Source organism: Streptomyces sp. NPDC006552 (genome assembly GCF_040611655.1).
Taxonomy (GTDB): domain Bacteria; phylum Actinomycetota; class Actinomycetes; order Streptomycetales; family Streptomycetaceae; genus Streptomyces.
In genome coordinates this window covers 21,985-43,769 of sequence record NZ_JBEXOS010000070.1, presented here as the reverse complement: position 1 = coordinate 43,769, position 21,785 = coordinate 21,985, and the positions used below count along the sequence as shown (strand labels likewise).

The following is a 21,785-nucleotide window of genomic DNA, read 5'->3' as shown; positions in this document are numbered from 1 at the left end:
CGACCCGTACACGGCGGCCGTGGCGGGCCACTGGCCCTCGGGCAGCAGCTCGACGAACGGCTCGTCGGCGAACGCCTTCTCGTAGTGGCACGGCGGCGGTCAGAAACCGCGGCGGTGACCGCCGTCGACGGGGAGCATGACGCCGGTCAGGTACGAGGCGGCGGGCGACAGGAAGAACGCCGCGGTCCGGCCGAACTCGGCCGGCGCCCCGTACCGCCGCAGGGCGATCCGCGACTCGTTGGCCGCCCGGGTCGCCTGCGGGTCGGCCGACAGCGCATCCAGCTCGCGGACCCGGTCCGTGTCGATGCGCGCGGGCAGCAGGCCGATGACGCGGATGCCGCGCGGCCCCAGCTCGTCGGCGAGGGACTTGGCGAACCCGGCGAGGCCCGGCCGCAGCCCGTTCGAGATGGTCAGGCCGGGGATCGGCTCGTGCACCGAACCGGAGAGCACGAACCCGATGACGCCGCCCTCGCCCAGCTCGGCCGCCGCGGCCCGCGCGAGCCGCACCGCGCCGAGGAACACCGACTCGAACGCGGCCTGCCACTGCTCGTCCGTGTTGTCCGCGACGAAGCCGGGCGTGGGCCCGCCCACGCTGATGAGCACGCCGTCGAATCGGCCGAAGTGCTCCCGCGCCGACGCGATCACCCGCTCCGCGACCTGCGGATCCGCGTTGTCGACGGCGACCCCCACCGCGTTCGGGCCCAGCTCGGCCGCCGCGTCCGTGGCGCGCTGCTCGTCGCGGCCGGTGATCACCACCTTCGCGCCGTCGGCGACCAGCTCACGCGCGGCGGCGTTGCCGAGGCCGCGGGTCGCGCCGGTGACTACGTAGACACGGTCCTTCAGTCCAAGATCCATGGCCCTATCCTGCCTCTCCCGCGTCGCCGGTGCCGAACAGGGTCAGCGCCGTGGTCACGAGGCCGATGTGGCTGAAGGCCTGCGGGAAGTTGCCGAGCAGGTGGCCGGCGTTCGGGTCGTACTCCTCCGCGAGCAGCCCGACATCGTTGCGGAGCGCCACGAGCCGCTCGAACAGTTCCCGGGCCTCCTTCGTGCGGCCCGTCATGTGCAGGGCGTCCGCCAGCCAGAACGAGCAGACGAGGAAGGCCCCCTCGTCGCCCGGAAGTCCGTCCACGGTGAGGTCCGTGCTGTAGCGGCGGACGAAACCGTCCTGGGCCAGCTCCGCGCGGACCGCGTCGACGGTGCCGACCACCCGCGGATCGTCCGGCGGCAGGAAGCCCACGCGCGGGATGAGCAGCGTCGCCGCGTCGAGTTCCGTGGAGCCGTAGTGCTGCGTGAAGGTGCCCCGCTCGGAGTCGAAGCCCCGCTCGCAGACGTCCTGGTGGATGGTGTCGCGCAGCTTGCGCAGCCGGTCGAGGTCGCCGGGCAGGGTCGGGTCCGCCTCCATCGCGCGCACCGTGCGGTCGGCGGCGACCCAGGTCATCACCTTGGAGTGGACGAAGTGGCGGCGCGGGCCGCGCACCTCCCACAACCCCTCGTCGGGCTCGCGCCACGCGTCGTGGAGGAAGTCGAGGAGGGCCAGCTGCAACTGCCAGACGTGCGGCTTGTCGTGCAGCCCCGCCCGCCGGGCCAGCGCCAGCGAGTCGACGACCTCGCCGTACACATCGAGCTGCAACTGCTGCACGGCGTCGTTCCCGCTGCGTGCGGGCGCCGAGTCGCGGAAACCGCGCAACCAGTCCAGCTCCTGCTCGGGCAGCCGCCGCTCGCCGGAGAGGCCGTACATGATCTGCAGCTTGGCGGGGTCCCCGGCCGCCGCGCGCACCAGCCAGTCGCGCCAGGCCTCGGCCTCGTCCAGATATCCGGCCGAGACCAGCGCGTTCAGGGTGAGGGTGGAGTCACGCAGCCAGCAGTAGCGGTAGTCCCAGTTCCGTACGCCGCCGATCTCCTCCGGCAGCGAGGTGGTGGGGGCCGCGACCATGCCGCCGGTCGGCGCGAACGTGAGCGCCTTCAAGGTCAGCAGGGAGCGCAGGACGGCCTCCCGGTGCGGGCCCTCGTAACGGCACCGGTCCGCCCAGGCCTGCCAGTCCGCGAGGCTGTGCCGCAGCGCCTCGTGCGGGTCGATGAGCGCGGGGCGCGGCTCGTGCGAGGGGTGCCAGGTCAGCACGAAGGCGACCGTCTCGCCCTCCTCGACGGTGAACTCGGAGTGGGTGCCGAAGGACTCGCCCCAGGTGTGCACCTCGGGCACGCTGCGCAGCCAGGCCGCGTCCGGACCCGCGACGGCGACCCGGTGCCCGTCGCTGCGCCGCACCCACGGCACGACGTTGCCGTAGTCGAAGCGCAGCCGCAGGGTGCCGCGCACGGTGACGCGGCCGCTGATCCCCTCGACGATACGGATGAGATCGGGTGCCTGGTCGCGCTGCGGCATGAAGTCGGTGACCCGCACGTGTCCCTCGTCGGTCTCCCACTCGGTGTCCAGGACCAGGGAGCCGGGGCGGTAGGCGCGGCGCGTACAGGCACCGGCGCCCTTGGGGGCCAGGCGCCAGTGGCCGTTCTCCTCGGAGCCGAGCAGCGCGGCGAAACAGGCGGGTGAGTCGAAGCGGGGCAGACAGAGCCAGTCGACGGAACCGTCCTTGGCGACCAGGGCCGCGGTCTGTTCGTCGCCGATGAGGGCGTAGTCCTCGATGTATGGGTGCACGCGGTGCGAGTTCCCGGCGCCCCGCCACGGCAATCCAGGACGGGACCGGCCGAGTGAGACCTGCTAGACCGCGGCCGGGGCAGTGTTCTCGACGCTCTGCTCGGACTCGCCCTTCCTGCGGCGGTCGCGCAGCTCGCGGCGGACCAGGATCACCCACCCGACCGGCACCGCCGCGGCGAACAGCCACCACTGGTACGCGTACGCGAAGTTCAGCGCGGAGTCCTCCTTGCCCGGCTTGCCGAGCAGTTCGGGGACGTCGCCCTTCGGCTCGGGGTCGGTCTGCGCCACGTAGCCGCCGAGCACCTGGGCGCCGAGCCGCTTCGCCTGCTGCGCGCTGTTGACCAGCATCACCTGCCGGTCGGGGAGTCCCTTGAGGTTCTTGATACCGCTCGCCGCGGTCGTCTCGTCCGGCATCAGGCGGCCGGTGACGGTGACCTCGCCGCGCGGCGGCGCGGGGACCTTCGGGAAGGCGGACTGGCTCGGCCCGTCGGCGGGGATCCAGCCGCGGTTGACGAGCAGCACCTTGCCGTCGGCCAGGACGAGCGGGGTCAGGACGTGGTAGCCCACCTCGTCGTCGGCGTTGGTGCGGCGGCGCACGACGACCTCGCGGCCGGTGTCGAAGCGGCCGGTCGCCCGCACGGAGTGGTACCGCTCACGGCTGGTGACGGTGTGCCCCGGCGTGGTCAGCTCCTCCACCGGTACAGGCTTCGCCGACAGCGCGTCCGTGACCAGCTGGTTCCGGGCGGCGCGCTCGTCGTAGCGGTGCATCTGCCAGATGCCGAGCCGGATCATCGTGGGGATGAGGACGAGGGCGACCAGGGTGAGGATCACCCACTGCCGGGTCAACAGGAAGCGGTACACCCCATGACCGTACCGCTCGGCCATGGGGTGTTTTCAGCGGGGTGCGCCCGATTGGGGCGGGCGGCCCGGGGGAGCGGTCAGACGTTGTCGACGATGCCCACCATCCCCTCCGCGCGGGAGCAGTGCGCCCCGCAGAACCAGTGCCCTTCGACCTCGACGCCCTGGCCGATGATGCGGCACCGGCAGTGCTCGCAGATCGGGGCCATGCGGTGGATCGCGCAGGAGAAGCAGTCGAAGACGTGCACCGCCCCCTGGGCGTGCACCTCGAAGGACATGCCGTAGTCGTTTCCGCAGACTTCACAACGTGCCATGCGCCACAGGGTGGGCGCCGGGGCGGCGCCGGGCGAGCGGGCGCCGGGCGAGTCGCCCCGCAATCACCCGTCTGTCGCGTCCGCCACGTCCTGCAACAGCTGTCCGAACGCCGCCTCGTCCATGACCGGCGTACCGAACTGCTTCGCCTTCACGACCTTCGAGGTGTACGAGTCCGGGTCATTGGTCACCAGGAGGCTGGTCAGCCGGGACAGGCTCGTCGCCACATGCAGGCCCGCCTCCACCGCCCGGTCCTCCAGCAGCTCCCGCTCGACCGAGGTGTCCCCGGAGAACGCGACCCGCATGCCTTGCTTGAGCGGTTTGCCCGGTTCGTACCGGCCCGGGTTGGGGTACGGGCACGCCGGGCGCTTGCGCGAGGGGCGCCAACTGCCCGCGCCCCCGCCCCGGTAGGCGGCGCCCGGCTGGCGCGGCACCGACGGCTCCGAGAACTCGGTGAGCGGGCGGCACTCCAGGAGCGGCAGCCGCACGTTCTTCGCGGCGGCCGCCCGCAGGCTCGGCAGGAACGCCTCCGCGAGCACGCGCGCGTCGTCGAGCGCGTGGTGCGCGCGCTCCTGGACCACCCCGAAGTGCGCGGCGAGCGACTCCAGCTTGTGGTTGGGCAACGGCAGGCCCAGCTCCTTGGAGAGCGCGATGGTGCACAGCCGCTGGCGGACCGGCGCGGTCAGCCGGGCGCGCGCGTACTCGCGGGCGATCATCGACCAGTCGAAGACCGCGTTGTGCGCGACCAGTACGCGGTCGTCGAGGCGCGCCGCGAACTCCGCGGCGATCTCCGGGAAGAGCGGCGCGCCCGCCAGCACGTCCGTCGTCAGACCGTGGATCCACACCGGGCCCGGATCGCGCTCGGGGTTGACCAGCGTGTACCAGTGGTCCTCGACCACGCCCTGCGCGTCGAGCCGGTAGACGGCGGCCGAGATTATCCGGTCGTCCCGGGAGAGACCGGTGGTCTCCACGTCGACGACCGCGTATCCCTTGGGGTACGCGGTCGGCCAGGGGGCTACGGACGACACGGTCGGGCGGTCTTCGAGCATGGTCCCTGAGGATACGGGCCGTCACTGACACTTCTGCCGCCGCCCGCCCCGCTGGCCGGAGCGGGCGTCAAGTCGCGGGGCCGGGCAGGGAGTTCACCAGCGCCCGTACGGAGGTGGTGACCAGCCGCTCCGGAGTCGCCCTCGGCGGCCTGCTCCCGCTCGCCCCACAGCTCCTCCTCGCCGGGGTGCCGCGCCGGGGCCCGCTCCCGGTTCGTCCTGCCCGCGCAACAGGCCCTGGTGCACGAGGTGCACGCGGCATGACCGGCGCGCGGGCCCGCGACCGCCGCTCGCCGGGTCCGTGGCCAGCACCCCGAACGGCACTGCGGCGCCGCCCTGCTGACATCCCGGTGGCCGATAGCCACCGCATGCCGGGCCCGGCCGCCGGCGAGACGCGAACCGGTCTCGTACCCGCGGTAATACTTGTCGGTAACAACCCCTAGCCGACGCCCGCCACCTGCCCTTACGGTGCACGCATGTCGACGCCGAACCTGCCCGATGTCGTGCTCTGGTCGATACCCGCCTTCGTGCTGCTCACGATCGTGGAGATCGTGAGCGTGCGCATCCACCCCGATGAGGACGCCGCCGGGTACGAGACCAAGGACGCGGCGACCAGCATCACCATGGGGCTGGGAAGCCTCGTCTTCGACTTCCTGTGGAAGATCCCCATCGTCGCCCTGTACACGGCGGTCTACGAACTGACCCCGCTGCGCGTGCCCGTCCTGTGGTGGACGGTCCCGCTGATGCTGCTCGGGCAGGACTTCTGCTACTACTGGTCGCACCGCGGGCACCACGTCATCCGCATCCTGTGGGCCTGCCACGTGGTGCACCACTCCAGCCGCAAGTTCAACCTCTCGACCGCGCTGCGCCAGCCCTGGACCAGCCTCACCGTGTGGCCGTTCTACCTGCCGCTCATCGCGTGCGGGGTGCACCCGGCCGCGCTCGCGTTCTGCTCGTCGGCCAACCTCGTCTACCAGTTCTGGATCCACACCGAACGCATCGACAAGATGTGGCGCCCCTTCGAGTACGTCTTCAACACCCCCTCCCACCACCGCGTCCACCACGCCTCCCAAGGCGGCTACCTGGACCGGAACTTCGGCGGCATCCTCATCGTCTGGGACCGCCTCTTCGGCTCGTGGGTCGCCGAGGGCGACCGCCCGGTCTTCGGGCTCACCAAGAACATCAGCACGTACAACCCGCTGCGCGTCGCCACCCACGAGTACGCGGCGATCGCCCGGGACCTGAAAGCGGCGGACAGCTGGCGCGAACGGGCCGGACGGGTCTTCTGCGGCCCTGGCTGGCAGCCCCGCCCCGCCGCCGCGACCCCCGCCGCCCCGCGGAAGGTCCCCGAGGGCGCCGCGTGACCCTGTCCCGGGCGCTGCGCACCGGCTTCCTCGCCCTGTGCGCCGTCGACCTGGTCGCGCTCCTCGCCGGATCGGACGCGACGCACACCGTCGCCAAACCGCTCCTCATGCCCCTGCTCGCGGCCTACGCCGCCGCGAGCGGCGGACCCCGGCTGCTCTGCGCCGCCCTGCTGTTCGGGTGGGGCGGCGACGTCCTGCTCCTCGTCGACCAGGACGCCGCGTTCCTCGCCGGCATGGGCTGCTTCGCCGCCGGACACGGCTGCTACCTGGTCCTCTTCCGGCGGCACGGGACGCCCCGCGCGCGGGGCGTCCTGCTGGGCGCCGCCTACGGCGCCGCCCTCGTCGCGACGGTCGCCGTCCTGTGGCCGGGACTGCCGGGAGAGATGCGCGGGCCCGTCGCCGGCTACAGCGTGCTGCTCACCGCCATGGCGTACGGCGCCTGCCGGCTCGGGCCCGTGGCCGGGACCGGCGGCGCGCTCTTCCTGCTCTCCGACACGCTCATCGCCACCGGCATCGCCGACCGGCCGCAGCCGCCGCGCCCCGACTTCTGGATCATGGCCACCTACGCGGCGGCGCAGTACCTGCTGGCCCGCGGGGTCCTCGACGCGCGTGCCGCACCGGGTGCGGCGTACCGTGAACAGAGCGCCGCGATCCGGCGCACACCTCTTTGACCTGCACAAAGGAACCACCTCATGCGCGCCACCACCATCCACGCCCCGTACGACATGCGGGTGGAGGACGTCCCCGACCCCGTCGTCGTCCTGCCCACCGACGCCGTCGTCCGCGTCCTGCGGGCCTGCATCTGCGGCAGCGACCTGTGGGCCTACCGGGGCGAGGCGGCGCGCGAGCCGGGCCAGCGCATCGGACACGAGTTCCTCGGCATCGTCGAGGAGACCGGCTCCGAGGTGTCCGGCGTGCGCCGCGGCGACCTCGTGGTCGCGCCCTTCATGTGGTCGGACGGCGTCTGCGCCTACTGCCGCGAAGGGCTGACCACCTCGTGCGAACACGGCGGCTTCTGGGGCGCGGTCGGCTACGACGGCGGCCAGGGCGAGGCCGTACGCGTCCCGTACGCCGACGGCACCCTGGTCACGCTGCCCGCCGACGCCGCCTCCGACGACCACCTCCTCGCCGCCCTGCTCACGCTCTCCGACGTGATGGGCACCGGCCACCACGCCGCCCTCGGCGCGGGCGTGCGCGAGGGCGCCACGGTCGCCGTCGTCGGGGACGGCGCGGTCGGCCTGTGCGGGGTCCTCGCGGCGAAGCGGCTCGGCGCCGGGCGGATCATCGCGCTCGGGCGGCACGAGGCGCGTACCGACATCGCGCGCCGCTTCGGCGCCACCGACGTCGTCGCCGAACGCGGTGACGCGGCCGTCGCGGCGATCCGCGAACTGACCGGCGGCCAGGGCGCGCACTGCGTCATCGAGGCCGTCGGCACCGAGCAGTCCATGCGGACGGCCGTGAACATCACCCGCGACGGCGGCGCCGTCGGCTACGTCGGCGTCCCGCACGGCAGCGGCACCGGCCTCGACCTCGGCGTCATGTTCAACCGGAACATCGCGCTGCGCGGCGGCGTCGCCCCCGTGCGCGCCTACATCCCCGAGCTGCTGCCCGACGTCCTGAACGGCACGATCGACCCGTCGCCCGTCTTCGACCTGACGGTCGGCGTCGAGGCCGTGCCCGACGGCTACAAGGCGATGGACGAGCGCACCGCCCTGAAGGTCATGGTCACGAACTAGGACGGACGCGGAAGCGGGGCGGTGCACGGACCACGCCCCGCCCCGCCTCTCAGCCGCGCGGCAGCCACACCGGCGCGTCCGCGCCCCACCGGCCCGGCGGCCGCGCCCAGTCCGCGGGCCCGCCGGCGAAGGACACCGGAGACAGCGCGTGGCGGAGCCGGCCCAGCGCGCTGTCCGTCTCCGCCAGCCAGTCAGCGGGCTCCAGCGGAGCGCCGGACGGCTGCGGCGCGGGGCGGGCGAGGCCGTTCACCAGCCACCCCGCCGTCTGCGCGAGCGCGTACCGCAGGACGTACGAACCGCCGTACGCGGCCTGGTCGGTGAGGGCCCGCAGCACACCGGCCGCGATCAGGTACCCGGTGCCGTGGTCGAGCGCCTGCGCGGGCAGGGCGCCCGGCTCGGCCGCCGCACCCTCGATCGCGGCGATGCCGGTCGCCACCTGGACGAGGCTGTCGAAGCCGCGCCGTCCGGCCCACGGCCCGTACGCGCCCCACGCCGACAAGGACGCCACGACGAGCCCGGGACGCCGCTCGGTGAGCGCCTGCGGGGCGAGCCCGAACCGGTCGAGCGCGCCGGGCCGGTACCCCGTGACCACCACGTCGGCCTCGGCCAGCAGCGCGTCGAAGGTCCGCCGGTCCGCGCCGTCGCGCAGGTCGAGGCGGGCCGAGCGCTTCCCGAAGCCGGTGTCGGCGTGCGTGTCCGCGTCCTCCGGCAGCTGCGGCGCGTCCACCCGCAGCACGTCCGCGCCGAGCAGCGCGAGGGTCCGGGTGGCGACCGGGCCCGCGAGGACCCGGGTGAGGTCCAGGACGCGCGGCCCGCCGCCCCGGGCGGCGCGCGGCGCGGCGCCGTCCACCCGCTCCCGCGTCAGCACCGGGCGGGCGGCCACCGCGGCGCCCTGCGGATGTGCCGCCCACTCCCCGGGCGTCCGCAGCGCGACGGCCAGGCCCCCGGCCGCGTACACCGTCTCCTCGACCTCGTGGGCGGGCCGTGCGGCGAGCAGCTCCGCCACCTCCTCCACCGTCGCGTCCGCGCCGACGCCCAGCGCGGCGCAGAGCCGCTCCCGGTGGTGCGGGTAGTTGGCGTGGGTGCGGAGCAGGCCGTCGGCGGTCCGCCAAAAACGCGACAAGGGGGCGAAGTTGACGGGCGCGCGGCCGTCGATGCGCAGGTGCCGTTCGCTGTGGAAGGCGGTCGCCACCGCCCCGTCGTCGACCTGAACGCCGCCGACGGGCCGCCCCGCGCGCGTGGCGGCGTGTTCGGCGGCCGCCAGCGCGCACGCGCCCACGCAGGCACGGGCCAGCTCGATCACGGGCAGCCGCGCGGGGAGCGCGCCCGCGCGCGGGCGGTACGAGATGCGGGACAGCAGCGCGGGGTCTCCGCCGAGTGCGTCCCAGACAGCGGCGGCGTCCGGTGCATGTGTCATGCAAGAACTATGCCGGACGGTCCGCATGAAGCGGTGGGGAGGGGCCGACGCCCCTCCCCACCGCTTCCCGGTGTCCGCCCGCTACTTGGTCACGGCGTCCAGCGCGTCCGCCGCACCCGCTCCGTAGAAGCTGTTCTTGCCCTTGCTTCCCACGCACACCGCGTCGACGGTGCCGTCACCGTCGATGTCGTACGGGGCGGTGCACGGCGTCGCGTCGGCCTCCTTGTAGAGGAGCGCCTTCACCTGGGCCGCCGAGGCGTGCGGATGCGTCGACTTGATGAGCGCGGCGACGCCCGCGACGTGCGGCGACGCCATCGACGTACCCGCCTTGTAGCCGTACTTGCCGCCCGGCAGCGTCGAGAGGATCAGGCCGCTGGTCGCCGGGGGAGCGGGCGGCTGGTAGGCGGTGGTGTCGCCGCCCGGCGCCGCGATGTCGATGACGTCCCTGCCCCAGTTCGAGTACGACGCCTTGATGCCCTTGGCGCCGGTCGCCGAGACGGTGACCACCCCGGGCAGCTGCGACGGGATGTCCAAGCAGTCCTTCGTCCGCACCGTCCGCGGCACCGGCGTCGTGTCGTCCGGCGAGGAGTCGTCGGCGATCTCGTCCTGCGCGAGGTCGGTCGAGGCGTTGCCGGCCGCGGCGACGTTCACCGCGCCCTTGCGCTCCGCGTACCGGGTGGCCCGGCCGACCGCCGTGACGAGCGCCTTCTGGTCGGCGTCCGTCGTGCAGTTGAAGAGCCACGGGTCCGTGTAGTAGCTGGAGTTGGTGACGTCGACACCGTGATCGGCCGCCCACACGAAGCCGCAGACGACGGCCTCCGTGTAGTACATGCCGGTCGCCGGCTCGGCCACCTTCAGGCTCGCCACCTTCACGCCCGGCGCGACCCCGGTGACGCCGACGCCGTTCTTCGCGGCGGCGATCGTGCCCGCCACGTGCATGCCGTGGTCGGACTCACCGGCCACCGGACGCCACGCGTCGTCCTTCTGCACGGGCACGCCGCCCAGGCAACTGGCCGACGCCTTCCGGTCGAAGTTCGGCGCGATGTCCGGGTGGGTGTCGTCCACGCCGGAGTCGAGCACCCCGACCGTCACCCGGGGGCTGCCCAGCGATTTCTCATGGGCCCGGTCCGCCTTCATGGCCGGCAGGTCCCACTGGAGCGGCTCCAGCGGATCCTGCGCCGACGTCGCCCGCGCGGCCGCCTTCCCGGCCTCCGCCGCGGTCAGCACCCGCTCCGTGGCGATGTCGTCGCTGGACTGCGCGGCCAGCGGCGCGGTGCGCGTGGCACCGGCCGACTGCACGCCCTTGACGGCGCGGATCGTCCGCGCGAACGCCGGGTTCTTCGAGTGCGCGACGAGGACGCCGATCCTGTCGTAGGCGATGACGACGCTGCCGCCCGCCCTGCCGACGGCCCGCTCGGCGCGGGCCGCGTTCCCGTGGCCCGGCCGGACGTTGACGACGTAGCTCAGTTCGGGGCCGTCCGCCGTCACGGACGGCTGCGTCGCGCCGGCGTCCGGCACGACCGCGAACGCGGACGCCATGGCCAGACCCGCGGGGAGCGCGAGGGTGCGCAGGAGACGCCTGCCCATGCGCGGCGCCGTCACTTCTTCACCGCCTTGAGCGCGTCGACGATGCCGTAGCCGTAGAAGCCGTTGCGCTGCTTGCCGCCCTCGCAGGTCGCGTCGGTGACGCCGTCGCCGTCACCGTCGTAGGAGGCCGGGCAGACCTCTTCGTCGGCCTGGGCCTTCATCAGCGCCTGGAGCTGCGCCGGGGACGCCTTCGGGTGCGTCGACTTCAGGAGCGCGGCGACCCCGGCCGCGTGCGGTGACGCCATCGACGTGCCCTGGAGCCAGCCGTACTCGCCGCCGGGCAGCGTGGAGAGGATGCGGCCGTCCTTCGAGGGCGTGTCCGCGGGCTTGCGGTACTTGTCGCCGCCGGGCGCCGCGATGTCGATGACGCCGTTGCCGTAACTGGAGTAGTACGCCTTGGCCTTGGTCACACCCGTCGAACTGACCGTGACGACACCGGGCAGCTGCGTCGGGATGTCGAGGCAGGTGTGCGGGTCGATCGTGCGGTCCACCGGCGTCGAGTCGTCCGGGCTTGAGTCGTCCAGGATCGCGTCCGCGTCGAGGTCGTGGTTGGAGTTGCCCGCGGACGCCAGGTTCAGGGTGCCCTTCTTCTGGGCGTACAGCTGGGCCCGGTTCACCGCGTCGACGATGCCCCGCTGGTCGGGGTCGTCCAGGCAGTTGTAGAGCCACGGGTCCACGTAGTAACTGTTGTTGGTGACCTCGATGCCGTGGTCGGCGGCGAACACGAAGGCGCAGACGACGCTCTCGGGGTAGAACAGCTCGCTGACCGGGTCGGCCACCTTGATGCCCGCGACCTTCACGCCGGGCGCGACGCCCGCGACGCCGATCCCGTTGCGTGCGGCGGCGATCTCACCGGCGACGTGGGTGCCGTGGTAGTGGTCCGGGTTCGCGGGCCGCCAGGCGCCCGGCGAGGTGTCCGCCTTGCCGCCGACACAACTCGCCGACTGGGAGGCGGAGAAGTTCGCCGTCAGGTCGGGGTGGGTGTCGTCGACGCCGGTGTCGATGACACCGACGGTGACCTTCCGGCTGCCCGGGTTGATCTTCGCGGCCTTGTCCGCGCCCATCGCCCGCAGGTCCCACTGGTCGGCCTCCAGGGGCTCCTGCGCGGTGCCGGCCGCGGCGGCCGCGGCCCTGGCGGCGGCCGGGGAGAGCTTCTGTACGGCGCCCTCGTCGGTGGTGCCGGCGAGGCTGAGCGGGGCCGTGCGGGTCGCGCCCGCGGAGGCCACACCCCGCGCCGCGCGTATCCGCTCGCCGAAGCGGGCGTCCGAGGAGTGGACGACGAAGACGCCGATCTTCTGGTACGTCTCGACTATGGAGCCGCCGGCCGCGGATATCGCATGCCGCACGGAGGCGAGCGTGCGGCCGTCGGTGCCGCGCGTGTTCACCACGTACGCGAGCGCAGCCGCCTCGTCCACCGGACCGGCCGTCGCGGCCGGGGAGTCGGCGGGCACGGCGGACGCGGACGGCAAGAAACCGAAGGACGCCGTCAGGGCGATGCCGATCGGCAGGGCGAGGGCGAGGCGGCGGCGTCGGGCGGGCAGATGAGCCATGGGGTCTCCACATCATCCGGGGCGGGTGCGCTGCACAAGGAAAAGCCCGAACACATGTGGTGATCGGGCAGGTACATGACGCGTGGTGCGGTGCGAACGTATCCCGGTCGACGCAGGTCAGCAACGAATTCCGAAAGAAAGCAGCGGAGTTGAACCGCCGCGCCCGCGCCCGCGTGCCGTGGGGCAGGAAGCCCTGGCCGAAACCGGCCCCCTGTTGGATCACGCCGGGGAGCCCTACCATCGCGACCCGGCTGACGTGACCCGCGTCACGTGAGAAGCATCCGTCCCCGACAGCACCCGCACCGCAAGGAGACCCCGTGGCCACCGACGCACCACCACCCCAGAAGGGCAGCCCCGACCCCGCCGACGTGGCCCTGCCCTCCCCCGAGGAGTTCGTCGCGGCGCAGCAGAGCGCGGACTTCGGCGAACTGCGCAAGGCCCACCGCTCGTTCGCCTTCCCGCTGACCATCGCCTTCATCGCCTGGTACCTGGTCTACGTCCTGCTCTCCAACTACGCGGGCGACTTCATGGGCACCAAGCTCTTCGGCAACATCAACGTCGCCCTGGTGCTCGGTCTCGCCCAGTTCCTCACCACGTTCCTCATCGCCTGGTGGTACGCGCGGTACTCCGCCGCGAAGCTCGACCCGAAGGCCGAAGCCATCAAGTCCCGTCTGGAGGGCGGCGCATGAGCCCCGCACCGTACGTACTGGCCGCCGCCGAGGCCAGTCAGCACCGGCCGCTGATCATCACCCTCTTCGCGGTCTTCGTCGCCGCGACCCTCGTCATCACCGTCTGGGCGGGCCGCCAGACCAAGAGCGCCGCCGACTTCTACGCGGGCGGACGGCAGTTCACCGCCTTCCAGAACGGCCTCGCCGTCTCCGGCGACTACATGTCCGCCGCGTCCTTCCTCGGCATCGCCGGCGCCATCGCCCTCTTCGGCTACGACGGCTTCCTCTACTCCATCGGCTTCCTGGTCGCCTGGCTGGTGGCGCTCCTCCTGGTCGCCGAACCGCTGCGCAACTCCGGCCGCTACACGATGGGCGACGTCCTCGCCTACCGGATGCGCCAGCGCCCGGTCCGCACCGCCGCGGGCACCTCCACGATCGTCGTCTCGATCTTCTACCTGCTCGCGCAGATGGCGGGCGCCGGCGTCCTCGTCTCCCTGCTGCTCGGCATCACCTCCGACGCCGGCAAGATCGGCATCGTCGCCCTCGTCGGCATCCTGATGATCGTGTACGTGACCATCGGCGGCATGAAGGGCACCACCTGGGTGCAGATGGTCAAGGCCGTACTGCTGATCGCGGGCACGATCCTGCTCACCTTCCTGGTGCTGCTGAAGTTCGACTTCAACATCTCCGACCTGCTGGGCACCGCCGCCGAGAACAGCGGCAAGGGCTCCCCGTTCCTGGAGCCGGGCCTCAAGTACGGCGCCACGGCCACCTCGAAGATCGACTTCCTCTCGCTCGGCATCGCCCTTGTGCTCGGCACCGCGGGCCTGCCGCACATCCTGATCCGCTTCTACACGGTGCCGACCGCCAAGGCCGCCCGGAAGTCGGTCAACTGGGCCATCGGCATCATCGGCGCCTTCTACCTGATGACGATCGCGCTCGGCTTCGGCGCCGCCGCCCTCATCAAGCCCGCCGAGATCATCGCCTCGAACCCGGCCGGCAACACGGCGGCCCCGCTGCTCGCCCTCCATCTGGGCGGCGTGGACTCCAGCTGGGGCGCGATCCTGCTGGCCTCCATCTCCGCCGTCGCCTTCGCCACGATCCTCGCGGTCGTCGCGGGCCTCACCCTCGCCTCGTCCTCCTCCTTCGCGCACGACATCTACGCGAACGTCATCAAGAAGGGGAAGGCGGGCGAGAAGGAGGAGATGCGGGCCGCCCGCTGGGCCACCGTCTTCATCGGCATCGTCTCCATCGCCCTGGGCGCGCTCGCCCGCGACCTCAACGTCGCGGGCCTGGTCGCCCTCGCGTTCGCCGTCGCCGCGTCCGCGAACCTGCCGACGATCCTCTACAGCCTCTTCTGGAAGCGGTTCAACACCAACGGCGCGCTCTGGTCGATCTACGGCGGCCTGTTCACCGCCGTCTTCCTCGTCCTGTTCTCGCCCGTCGTCTCCGGCAACCCGAAGACGTCCATGTTCAAGGGCGTCGACTTCCACTGGTTCCCGCTGGAGAACCCGGGCATCATCTCGATCCCGGTCGGCTTCCTGCTCGGCGTCCTCGGCACCTACCTGGCCAAGGAGAAGGCCGACAAGGGCAAGTACGCCGAACTGGAGGTCCGCTCCCTCACCGGCACCGGCGCCCACTGAACCGCGTCCGCGCAGGCCACGCCCCCGTCGTAGCTCCCTACGACGGGGGCACGGCAGGCTCGTGGGATCACAGGCCTGCCTCTGTCGGACCCGTCACGTAGGCTCGGAGGGTACAAGGCAGAACACGTCACCGGGAGGGGGCCCACGTGCTCATCGACACCTATGGCCGAGTCGCCACCGACCTGCGGGTCTCACTGACCGACCGGTGCAATCTGCGGTGCACGTACTGCATGCCCGAGGAGGGCCTGCAATGGCTGGCCAAGCCGGACCTGCTCACGGACGACGAGATCGTCCGCCTCGTCCGCATCGCCGTCACGCACCTGGGCATCACCGAGGTCCGCTTCACCGGCGGCGAGCCCCTGCTCCGCCCGGGTCTCGTCGGCATCGTCGAGCGGGTCGCCGCCCTGGAGCCCCGCCCCCAGATGTCCCTCACGACGAACGGGATCGGCCTCAAGCGCACCGCGGCGGCGCTCAAGCAGGCGGGCCTGGACCGGGTGAACGTGTCGCTGGACACGCTGCGCCCCGACGTCTTCAAGACCCTGACCCGCCGCGACCGCCACAAGGACGTCATCGAGGGGCTGGCCGCCGCCCACGACGCGGGCCTCACCCCGGTGAAGATCAACTCGGTCCTGATGCCGGGGCTGAACGAGGACGAGGCCCCCGAGCTGCTGGCCTGGGCGGTGGAGCACAGCTACGAGCTGCGTTTCATCGAGCAGATGCCGCTCGACGCCCAGCACGGCTGGAAGCGGGACGGCATGATCACCGCGGGCGACATTCTCGCCTCGCTCCGTACGCGCTTCGAGCTGACCGCCGAGGGCTCCGGCGAGCGGGGCTCCGCGCCGGCCGAGCGCTGGGTCGTGGACGGCGGACCGCACCGCGTCGGCGTCATCGCCTCGGTGACCCGGCCGTTCTGCTCGGCCTGCGACCGCACCCGGCTCACCGCCGACGGCCAGGTGCGCACCTGCCTGTTCGCCACGGAGGAGACGGATCTGCGCGCGGCCCTGCGCGCGGACGGCCCGCAGAGCAGCGACGAGAACATCGCGCGGATCTGGAAGCTCGCGATGTGGGGCAAGAAGGCGGGCTCGGGCCTGGACGACCCCACGTTCCTCCAGCCCGACCGCCCCATGTCGGCGATCGGCGGCTGAGCCCCCGGCGCCGGTGCGCGGGGCCCGGCGGCGCCGGTTCACTCCACCCCGGCGTCCCACTCCGCGAGGGCCACGACGTCCTTGAGGAAACCGCGGACGCCGAGGAACTGGGCGAGGTGCTCCCGGTGCTCCTCGCACGCGAGCCAGGTCTTGCGCCGGTCCGGTGTGTGCAGTTTCGGGTTGTTCCACGCGAGCACCCACACGGCGTCGCCGCGGCAGCCCTTGGCCGAGCACTGCGGGGTCGTGGGGTCCGGGGAGGAGGGTCCGGAGAGGTTCGCGAGGTTCACGCGTTCACCTTAGGACGGCCCGGAAACGGTGGCGTGGGCGCCCCGGAAATGGCGACGCCGAGCAGCCACGGGGGGAGCTGCCCGGCGTCGGTCCGTCGCTCCGACGGGGGATGCGGAGCGCGTACGCAGTATGTCACGCGGGACCCGCTGCCCGGCACCGGAACTCCATGATTGATCTGAGCTTTTCCTGAGCTTCGCGGCCGGGCCGCGCGGGCCCCGCGCGCCGCGCTCAGCCGCGGTCCTGCGGACCGGGTTCCGTCACGCCACCGGCCGCGGTGGGCGCGATCATGGGCCGCGTCGGCGCCGGCACGAAGGTCGACGGCAGCGCCGGCGCGCTCTCCCGGCCCCCGTTGGCGAAGACCACGGCGACGTAGGGGAGCAGCGCTCCGAGCACCAGCGTCACGATGGCGACCGGTCGCTGCACGTCCCACAGGACGGCCGTGAGGATCACCGCGAGCGTGCGGACCGACATCGAGATGACGTACTTGCGCTGCCGGCCGCGGACATCGGCCGCGAGCCCCTGCCGGGCCCCGGTGATCCGGAAGACCTGTGCTCCGTCGTTGCTGCCGCGCTTGCGCTTCACATTCCACCACCCGAGCATCGCGCCGGACACTCCCCGGACCGGACCCCCACCACCGTACGCCCGGGGTGCGTCGGCTACGAGAGGGGGGCGGTCCCGCCCCGCTCGAACGGACTCCGCCGTAGCGCGTACGGCGCCGCCCGACATGCGCCGTACGGGCCGCGGACAGAGACTGATCGCACGGTGCGCGTCCGCGCACTCTCACGCCGCATGAGGAGGCGACGGCATGAGCTGGTTGTGGGCAATCATCGTGGGTCTCGTGCTCGGTCTGATCGCGAAGGCGATCCTGCCGGGCAAGCAGCAGATCCCGCTGTGGCTGACTGCGGTCTTCGGAATCCTCGGCAGCGTCCTGGGCAACTGGGCCGCCACGGGCCTCGGCGTCAACGACACCAAGGGCATCGACTGGATCCGGCACCTGTTGCAGCTGATCGGGGCCGTGGTGGTGGTCGGCGTCGGTGACATGGCCTGGGCGGCGTTGCGCGGCAACAAGCGCAGGGCGTAGCCGACGCGCGAGGGGCCGGTTCCTCCAGCGACGCCCACCCGGCGCCGCCGGAGGAACCGGCCCCTCGGTGCGTCAGGCCGTGACCTCGACCGCGGCCAGGTTCTTCTTGCCGCGGCGCAGCACCAGCCAGCGGCCGTGCAGCAGCTGGTCGGCGCCCGGGACGAAGTCCTCGGCGGCGACCTTCACGTTGTTCACGTACGCGCCGCCCTCCTTCACGGTCCGGCGCGCCGCCGACCTGCTCGCGACCAGGCCGACCTCGGCGAACAGGTCGACGACCGGTCCGACCTCGGTGACCTGGACCCTCGGCAGCTCCGAGAGCGCGGCGGCCAGCGTCGCCGCGTCCAGGTCCGCCAGATTCCCGTCGCCCTGACCGAACAGGGCCCGGGAGGCGGAGATCACGGCCGCGGTCTGGCCGGCGCCGTGCACCAGCGTCGTCAGCTCCTCGGCGAGCGCCCGCTGCGCGGCCCGCGCCTGCGGCCGCTCCTGCGTCTGGCGCTCCAGCTCCGCCAGCTCCTCCCGCGAGCGGAACGACAGGATGCGCAGGTACGTCGAGACGTCCCGGTCGTCCACGTTCAGCCAGAACTGGTAGAACGCGTACGGCGTCGTCATCTGCGGGTCCAGCCAGATGGCGCCGCCCTCGGTCTTGCCGAACTTGGTGCCGTCCGCCTTCACCATCAGCGGCGTCGCGATGCAGTGCGCCGACGCCTGCGGCTCCAGGCGGTGGATCAGGTCCAGGCCCGCCGTGAGGTTGCCCCACTGGTCGGAGCCGCCGAGCTGGAGCGTGCAGCCGTGGCGCCGGTACAGCTCCAGGAAGTCCATGCCCTGGAGCAGCTGGTAGCTGAACTCGGTGTAGCTGATGCCCTCCTGCGACTCCAGGCGCCGGGCGACGGAGTCCTTGGTGAGCATCTTGTTGACGCGGAAGTGCTTGCCGATGTCGCGCAGGAACTCGATGGCCGACAGACCGGCCGTCCAGTCCAGGTTGTTCACCATCAGCGCCGCGTTCTCGCCCTCGAAGGAGAGGAACGGCTCGATCTGCGAACGCAGCCGCGACACCCAGTCCGCGACCGTCTGCGGATCGTTGAGCGTGCGCTCGGCCGTCGGGCGCGGGTCGCCGATCTGGCCCGTGGCGCCGCCGACCAGGGCCAGCGGGCGCAGCCCCGCCTGCTGGAGGCGGCGCATGGTCAGGACCTGCACCAGGTGCCCGACGTGCAGCGAGGCCGCGGTCGGGTCGAACCCGATATAGAACGTGACGGGACCGTCCGCGAGAGCCTTGCGCAATGCGTCCTCGTCAGTGGACTGGGCGAACAGCCCGCGCCACTGCAGCTCGTCGACGATGTCCGTCACGGTTCTGTGTCTCCTTGAACGGTTCTGCTGGGTCCCGCCCAGTCTATGGGCCAATTCCCGGGGGTCAGACGCCCTGGCTGACGGAGCTCATGTTGAAGTCCGGTACGCGCAGCGCGGGCATCGCGGCACGGGTGAACCAGTCGCCCCACTCCCTGGGCAGCGTCTTCTCCGTGCGCCCGGCCTCGGTGGCGCGGCCCAGCAGGTCGACCGGGGACTCGTTGAACCGGAAGTTGTTCACCTCGCCGACCACCTCGCCGTCCTCCACCAGGTACACGCCGTCCCGGGTCAGCCCGGTCAGCAGCAGCGTGGCCGGATCGACCTCACGGATGTACCAGAGGCAGGTCAGCAGCAGTCCGCGCTCGGTGGCGGCGACCATCTCCTCCAGCGACTTCCCCGAGCCGCCGTCCAGGACGAGGTTGTCGATGGCCGGCGCCACCGGGAGCCCGGTCAGTCCGGCGCTGTGCCGCGTCGTCGACAGCCGCTTCAGCTCGCCCCGGGAGATCCACTCGGTGGCGGCCAGCGGCAGCCCGTTGTCGAAGACGGACGCGTCGTCCCCCGAGGAGTGCGCCAGCACGAACGGGGCGGATTCCAGCCCCGGCTCGTGCGGATCGCTGCGCAGGGTCAGGGGCAGCCGGCTGAGCCGCTCGCCCACCCGCGTGCCGCCTCCCGGGTTCGAGAACACGGTCCTGCCCTCGGCCGCGTCCCGCGCCCCCGCCGACCAGAACAGATAGATCAGCAGGTCCGCGACGGCCGTCGGCGGCAGCAGCGTCTCGTAGCGGCCCGCGGGCAGGTCGACGCGGCGCTCCGCCCAGCCGAGCCGGACCGCGAGCTCCGCGTCGAGCGCCGCCGGGTCGACGTCCCGGAAGTCCCGCGTGGCGCGGCCGGCCCACGCCGAACGCCCGCGGTCCGGCGATTTGGCGTTCAGCTCCAGCGTCCCGTTGGGCTGGTCGTGGCGGAGCCGCACCCCCGTCGACGTACCGAGGTAGCTGGAGGTCAGCTCGTGGTGGGCGAAGCCGTACAGCTCACGGCCGCCGGAGCGGGCCCGGGCGAAGGCCTCGCCGAGCGCGGGCGCGAACTCCGCGAAGACCGCCGAGGAGGTCTCGGCGGGCGGCTGGGTGAAACCGGCGTCGTGCGGTACGCCCCCGACGAGCGGCTGGGCGTCCTCGGCGGGCCCGGCCTTGGCGGCCGCCTCCTCGGCGGCCCGGACCAGCGGTTCGAGGTCGGCGGCGGTGACGGCGGACCGGGAGACGACGCCCGAGGCGGTGCCCTCCTTGCCGTCGACGGTCGCGACGACGGTCAGGGTGCGCCCCCGTGTGACCCCGTTCGTGGTCAGCGCGTTGCCCGCCCAGCGCAGATTGGCGCTGGACGTCTCGTCGGCGATGACGACGCAGCCGTCGGCCCGGGACAGCTCCAGGGCGCGCTCGACGATCTCGTACGGCTTGCTGCTGCGGCCGCTCATCGACCCGCCTCCTGCGTCGTGTTCAGGATGGTGACGCCCTTGAAGAGGGCGGAGGGACAGCCGTGCGAGACGGCCGCGACCTGGCCCGGCTGGGCCTTGCCGCAGTTGAAGGCGCCGCCCAGGACGTACGTCTGCGGTCCGCCGACCGCCGCCATGGAGCCCCAGAAGTCGGTCGTCGTCGCCTGGTAGGCGAAGTCCCGCACCTGCCCGGCGAGCCGTCCACCGCGGATCTCGTAGGCGCGCTGGGCGGTGAACTGGAAGTTGTACCGCTGCATGTCGATCGACCACGACCGGTCGCCGACGAGGTACAGACCTCGGTCGACCCCCGCGATCAGGTCGTCGGTCGACAGGCCGCCCGGGTCGGGCCGCAGCGAGACGTTGGCCATCCGCTGCACCGGGACGTGCCCGGGGGAGTCGGCGTACGCGCATCCGTTGGACCGCTCGAACCCGGTCAGCTTCGCGATGCGCCGGTCGAGCTGGTAGCCGACGAGCGTCCCGTCCTTCACCAGGTCCCAGGACTGTCCGGCCACCCCCTCGTCGTCGTACCCCACGGTGGCGAGCCCGTGTTCGGCGGTGCGGTCACCCGTCACGTTCATGATCTCGGAGCCGTACTTGAGCGTCCCGAGCCGGTCGAACGTGGCGAAGGACGTGCCCGCGTACGCCGCCTCGTAGCCGAGCGCGCGGTCCAGCTCGGTGGCGTGGCCGATCGACTCGTGGATGGTCAGCCAGAGGTTGGACGGGTCGACGACCAGGTCGTACGTGCCCGCGCGCACGCTCGGCGCCCGCATCTTCTCGGCGAGCAGCTCCGGCAGCCCGGCCAGCTCCGTCTCCCAGTCCCAGCCGGTGCCCGTCAGGTACTCCCAGCCGCGCCCGGCCGGCGGCGCGAGCGTGCGCATCGAGTCGAACTCGCCGCTCGCGTCGTCCACGGCGACCGCGGTGAGCTGCGGGTGGAGGCGGACGCGCTGCTGGGTCGTCACGGTCCCGGACGTGTCCGCGTAGAACTTGTTCTCGTGCACGCAGAGCAGAGAAGCGTCCACGTGGGAGACCCCGTCGGCGGCCAGCAGCCGCGCGCTCCAGTCGGCGAGCAGCCCGGCCCGCTCCTCCTCCGGCACCGTGAAGGGATCGATCTCGTACGCGGAGACCCAGGTCCTGTCCGCGTGCACCGGCTCGGCCGCGAGTTCGACCCGTTCGTCCGACCCGGCCGCCTTGATCACCTGCGCGCTCAGCTTGGCCATCGCGACGGCCTGCGACGCGACCTTCGCCGCCGCGTCCATCGTCAGATCGACGCCGGACGCGAAGCCCCAGGTCCCGCCGTGCACCACCCGCACCGCGTACCCGAGGTCCGTGGTGTCGGACGCACCGGCGGGCCGGGCGTCCCGCAGCCGCACCGCGCCGTTGCGCACGCGCTCCAGGCGGAAGTCGGCGTGCTCGGAGCCGAGGGCGCGGGCGCGGGCCAGAGCCGCGTCGGCCAGGGCCCGCAGCGGCAGCGCCGTGAAGGCCTCATCGATCGTATGAGCCACGAATGTCTCCCTGTCGTCACGGTGTCGCCCGATCATGTCGCGCGGCGGGGCGCCCGGCCAGACCTTTCTGTAGGGACTCGACAGCGAGTCGTGTTCGTCACTGTCGGTGGCCGATTC

20 protein-coding genes are annotated in these 21,785 nt (G+C 72.5%); 7 read left to right on the top strand and 13 right to left on the bottom strand.

Annotation, left to right across the window (positions count from 1 at the left end):
* Window positions 1-99: 99 nt before the first annotated feature.
* The 5 genes from ABZY33_RS30150 to ABZY33_RS30130 form a co-directional block, all read right to left on the bottom strand.
* The gene (locus ABZY33_RS30150) at window positions 100-855 is read right to left on the bottom strand and encodes an SDR family oxidoreductase (protein ID WP_356494864.1); all 756 of its coding nucleotides are present in this window, start codon (window positions 853-855) and stop codon (window positions 100-102) included.
* A 4-nt stretch (window positions 856-859) separates the two neighbouring features.
* Entirely contained in the window at window positions 860-2,650 is a 1,791-nt protein-coding gene (locus ABZY33_RS30145) for a glycoside hydrolase family 15 protein (RefSeq protein WP_356494863.1), read from the bottom strand.
* Window positions 2,651-2,713: 63 nt separating this feature from the next.
* On the bottom strand, window positions 2,714-3,511 hold the full coding sequence (locus tag ABZY33_RS30140; RefSeq protein WP_356494867.1) for an SURF1 family protein: 798 nt from the start codon (window positions 3,509-3,511) through the stop codon (window positions 2,714-2,716).
* Window positions 3,512-3,588: 77 nt separating this feature from the next.
* Complete coding sequence (locus tag ABZY33_RS30135) at window positions 3,589-3,822, bottom strand: hypothetical protein (protein ID WP_324772345.1); 234 nt, start codon at window positions 3,820-3,822, stop codon at window positions 3,589-3,591.
* Between the two features lie 63 nt (window positions 3,823-3,885).
* A complete protein-coding gene (locus ABZY33_RS30130) occupies window positions 3,886-4,869 on the bottom strand; it encodes a DEDDh family exonuclease (RefSeq protein ID WP_356494862.1) in 984 nt (327 codons plus the stop codon).
* Window positions 4,870-5,342: 473 nt separating this feature from the next.
* Here ABZY33_RS30130 and ABZY33_RS30125 point away from each other — a divergent pair, with 473 nt between their 5' ends.
* From ABZY33_RS30125 to ABZY33_RS30115, 3 genes are read left to right on the top strand one after another with little or no spacing between them, the layout of a single operon-like run.
* Window positions 5,343-6,230, top strand: coding sequence for a sterol desaturase family protein (locus tag ABZY33_RS30125; protein ID WP_356494861.1), 888 nt, complete (start codon window positions 5,343-5,345; stop codon window positions 6,228-6,230).
* Window positions 6,227-6,901 (top strand): lysoplasmalogenase, encoded by a 675-nt coding sequence (locus tag ABZY33_RS30120; RefSeq protein ID WP_356494860.1) that lies wholly within the window; start codon window positions 6,227-6,229, stop codon window positions 6,899-6,901. Before ABZY33_RS30125 ends, ABZY33_RS30120 begins: the two co-directional genes overlap by 4 nt.
* A gap of 21 nt (window positions 6,902-6,922) precedes the next feature.
* Entirely contained in the window at window positions 6,923-7,966 is a 1,044-nt protein-coding gene (locus tag ABZY33_RS30115) for a zinc-dependent alcohol dehydrogenase family protein (protein WP_356494859.1), read from the top strand.
* A 49-nt stretch (window positions 7,967-8,015) separates the two neighbouring features.
* On the opposite strand, the gene ABZY33_RS30110 is transcribed toward ABZY33_RS30115, so the two are convergent.
* The 3 genes from ABZY33_RS30110 to ABZY33_RS30100 form a co-directional block, all read right to left on the bottom strand.
* The gene (locus tag ABZY33_RS30110) at window positions 8,016-9,383 is read right to left on the bottom strand and encodes a CoA transferase (RefSeq protein ID WP_356494858.1); all 1,368 of its coding nucleotides are present in this window, start codon (window positions 9,381-9,383) and stop codon (window positions 8,016-8,018) included.
* An 81-nt stretch (window positions 9,384-9,464) separates the two neighbouring features.
* Window positions 9,465-10,970, bottom strand: coding sequence for a S8 family serine peptidase (locus ABZY33_RS30105; RefSeq protein ID WP_356494857.1), 1,506 nt, complete (start codon window positions 10,968-10,970; stop codon window positions 9,465-9,467).
* 11 nt (window positions 10,971-10,981) lie between these two features.
* On the bottom strand, window positions 10,982-12,520 hold the full coding sequence (locus tag ABZY33_RS30100; protein ID WP_356494856.1) for a S8 family serine peptidase: 1,539 nt from the start codon (window positions 12,518-12,520) through the stop codon (window positions 10,982-10,984).
* A 317-nt stretch (window positions 12,521-12,837) separates the two neighbouring features.
* Between ABZY33_RS30100 and ABZY33_RS30095 the strand changes: the two genes are divergently transcribed.
* The 3 genes from ABZY33_RS30095 to moaA all read left to right on the top strand — a co-directional run bounded on the left by ABZY33_RS30095 (window position 12,838) and on the right by moaA (window position 15,976).
* Window positions 12,838-13,209, top strand: a complete 372-nt coding sequence (locus tag ABZY33_RS30095) for a DUF485 domain-containing protein (protein ID WP_356494855.1) — start codon at window positions 12,838-12,840, stop codon at window positions 13,207-13,209.
* The gene (locus tag ABZY33_RS30090; RefSeq protein ID WP_356494854.1) at window positions 13,206-14,831 is read left to right on the top strand and encodes a cation acetate symporter; all 1,626 of its coding nucleotides are present in this window, start codon (window positions 13,206-13,208) and stop codon (window positions 14,829-14,831) included. Before ABZY33_RS30095 ends, ABZY33_RS30090 begins: the two co-directional genes overlap by 4 nt.
* 146 nt (window positions 14,832-14,977) lie before the next feature.
* On the top strand, window positions 14,978-15,976 hold the full coding sequence (moaA, locus tag ABZY33_RS30085; protein ID WP_356494853.1) for a GTP 3',8-cyclase MoaA: 999 nt from the start codon (window positions 14,978-14,980) through the stop codon (window positions 15,974-15,976).
* A gap of 38 nt (window positions 15,977-16,014) precedes the next feature.
* Here moaA and ABZY33_RS30080 read toward each other — a convergent pair whose 3' ends face one another.
* Window positions 16,015-16,263 carry a hypothetical protein gene (locus tag ABZY33_RS30080; RefSeq protein ID WP_356494852.1) on the bottom strand — a complete coding sequence of 83 codons (249 nt, stop codon included), beginning with the start codon at window positions 16,261-16,263 and terminating at the stop codon, window positions 16,015-16,017.
* A 229-nt stretch (window positions 16,264-16,492) separates the two neighbouring features.
* Window positions 16,493-16,846: a DUF3099 domain-containing protein gene (locus ABZY33_RS30075; protein ID WP_356494851.1), complete on the bottom strand. Its 354-nt coding sequence runs from the start codon at window positions 16,844-16,846 to the stop codon at window positions 16,493-16,495.
* Between the two features lie 223 nt (window positions 16,847-17,069).
* On the opposite strand from ABZY33_RS30075, the gene ABZY33_RS30070 reads away from it, so the two are divergent.
* On the top strand, window positions 17,070-17,345 hold the full coding sequence (locus ABZY33_RS30070; RefSeq protein WP_324772364.1) for a GlsB/YeaQ/YmgE family stress response membrane protein: 276 nt from the start codon (window positions 17,070-17,072) through the stop codon (window positions 17,343-17,345).
* A 72-nt stretch (window positions 17,346-17,417) separates the two neighbouring features.
* On the opposite strand, the gene tyrS is transcribed toward ABZY33_RS30070, so the two are convergent.
* From tyrS to ABZY33_RS30055, 3 genes are all read right to left on the bottom strand, one after another.
* On the bottom strand, window positions 17,418-18,689 hold the full coding sequence (tyrS, locus tag ABZY33_RS30065; RefSeq protein ID WP_356494850.1) for a tyrosine--tRNA ligase: 1,272 nt from the start codon (window positions 18,687-18,689) through the stop codon (window positions 17,418-17,420).
* A gap of 64 nt (window positions 18,690-18,753) precedes the next feature.
* Window positions 18,754-20,148: a metallopeptidase TldD-related protein gene (locus ABZY33_RS30060; protein ID WP_356494849.1), complete on the bottom strand. Its 1,395-nt coding sequence runs from the start codon at window positions 20,146-20,148 to the stop codon at window positions 18,754-18,756.
* A complete protein-coding gene (locus ABZY33_RS30055; RefSeq protein ID WP_356494848.1) occupies window positions 20,145-21,668 on the bottom strand; it encodes a TldD/PmbA family protein in 1,524 nt (507 codons plus the stop codon). The genes ABZY33_RS30060 and ABZY33_RS30055 overlap by 4 nt, the downstream gene beginning before the upstream one ends.
* Between the last annotated feature and the right edge of the window lie 117 nt (window positions 21,669-21,785).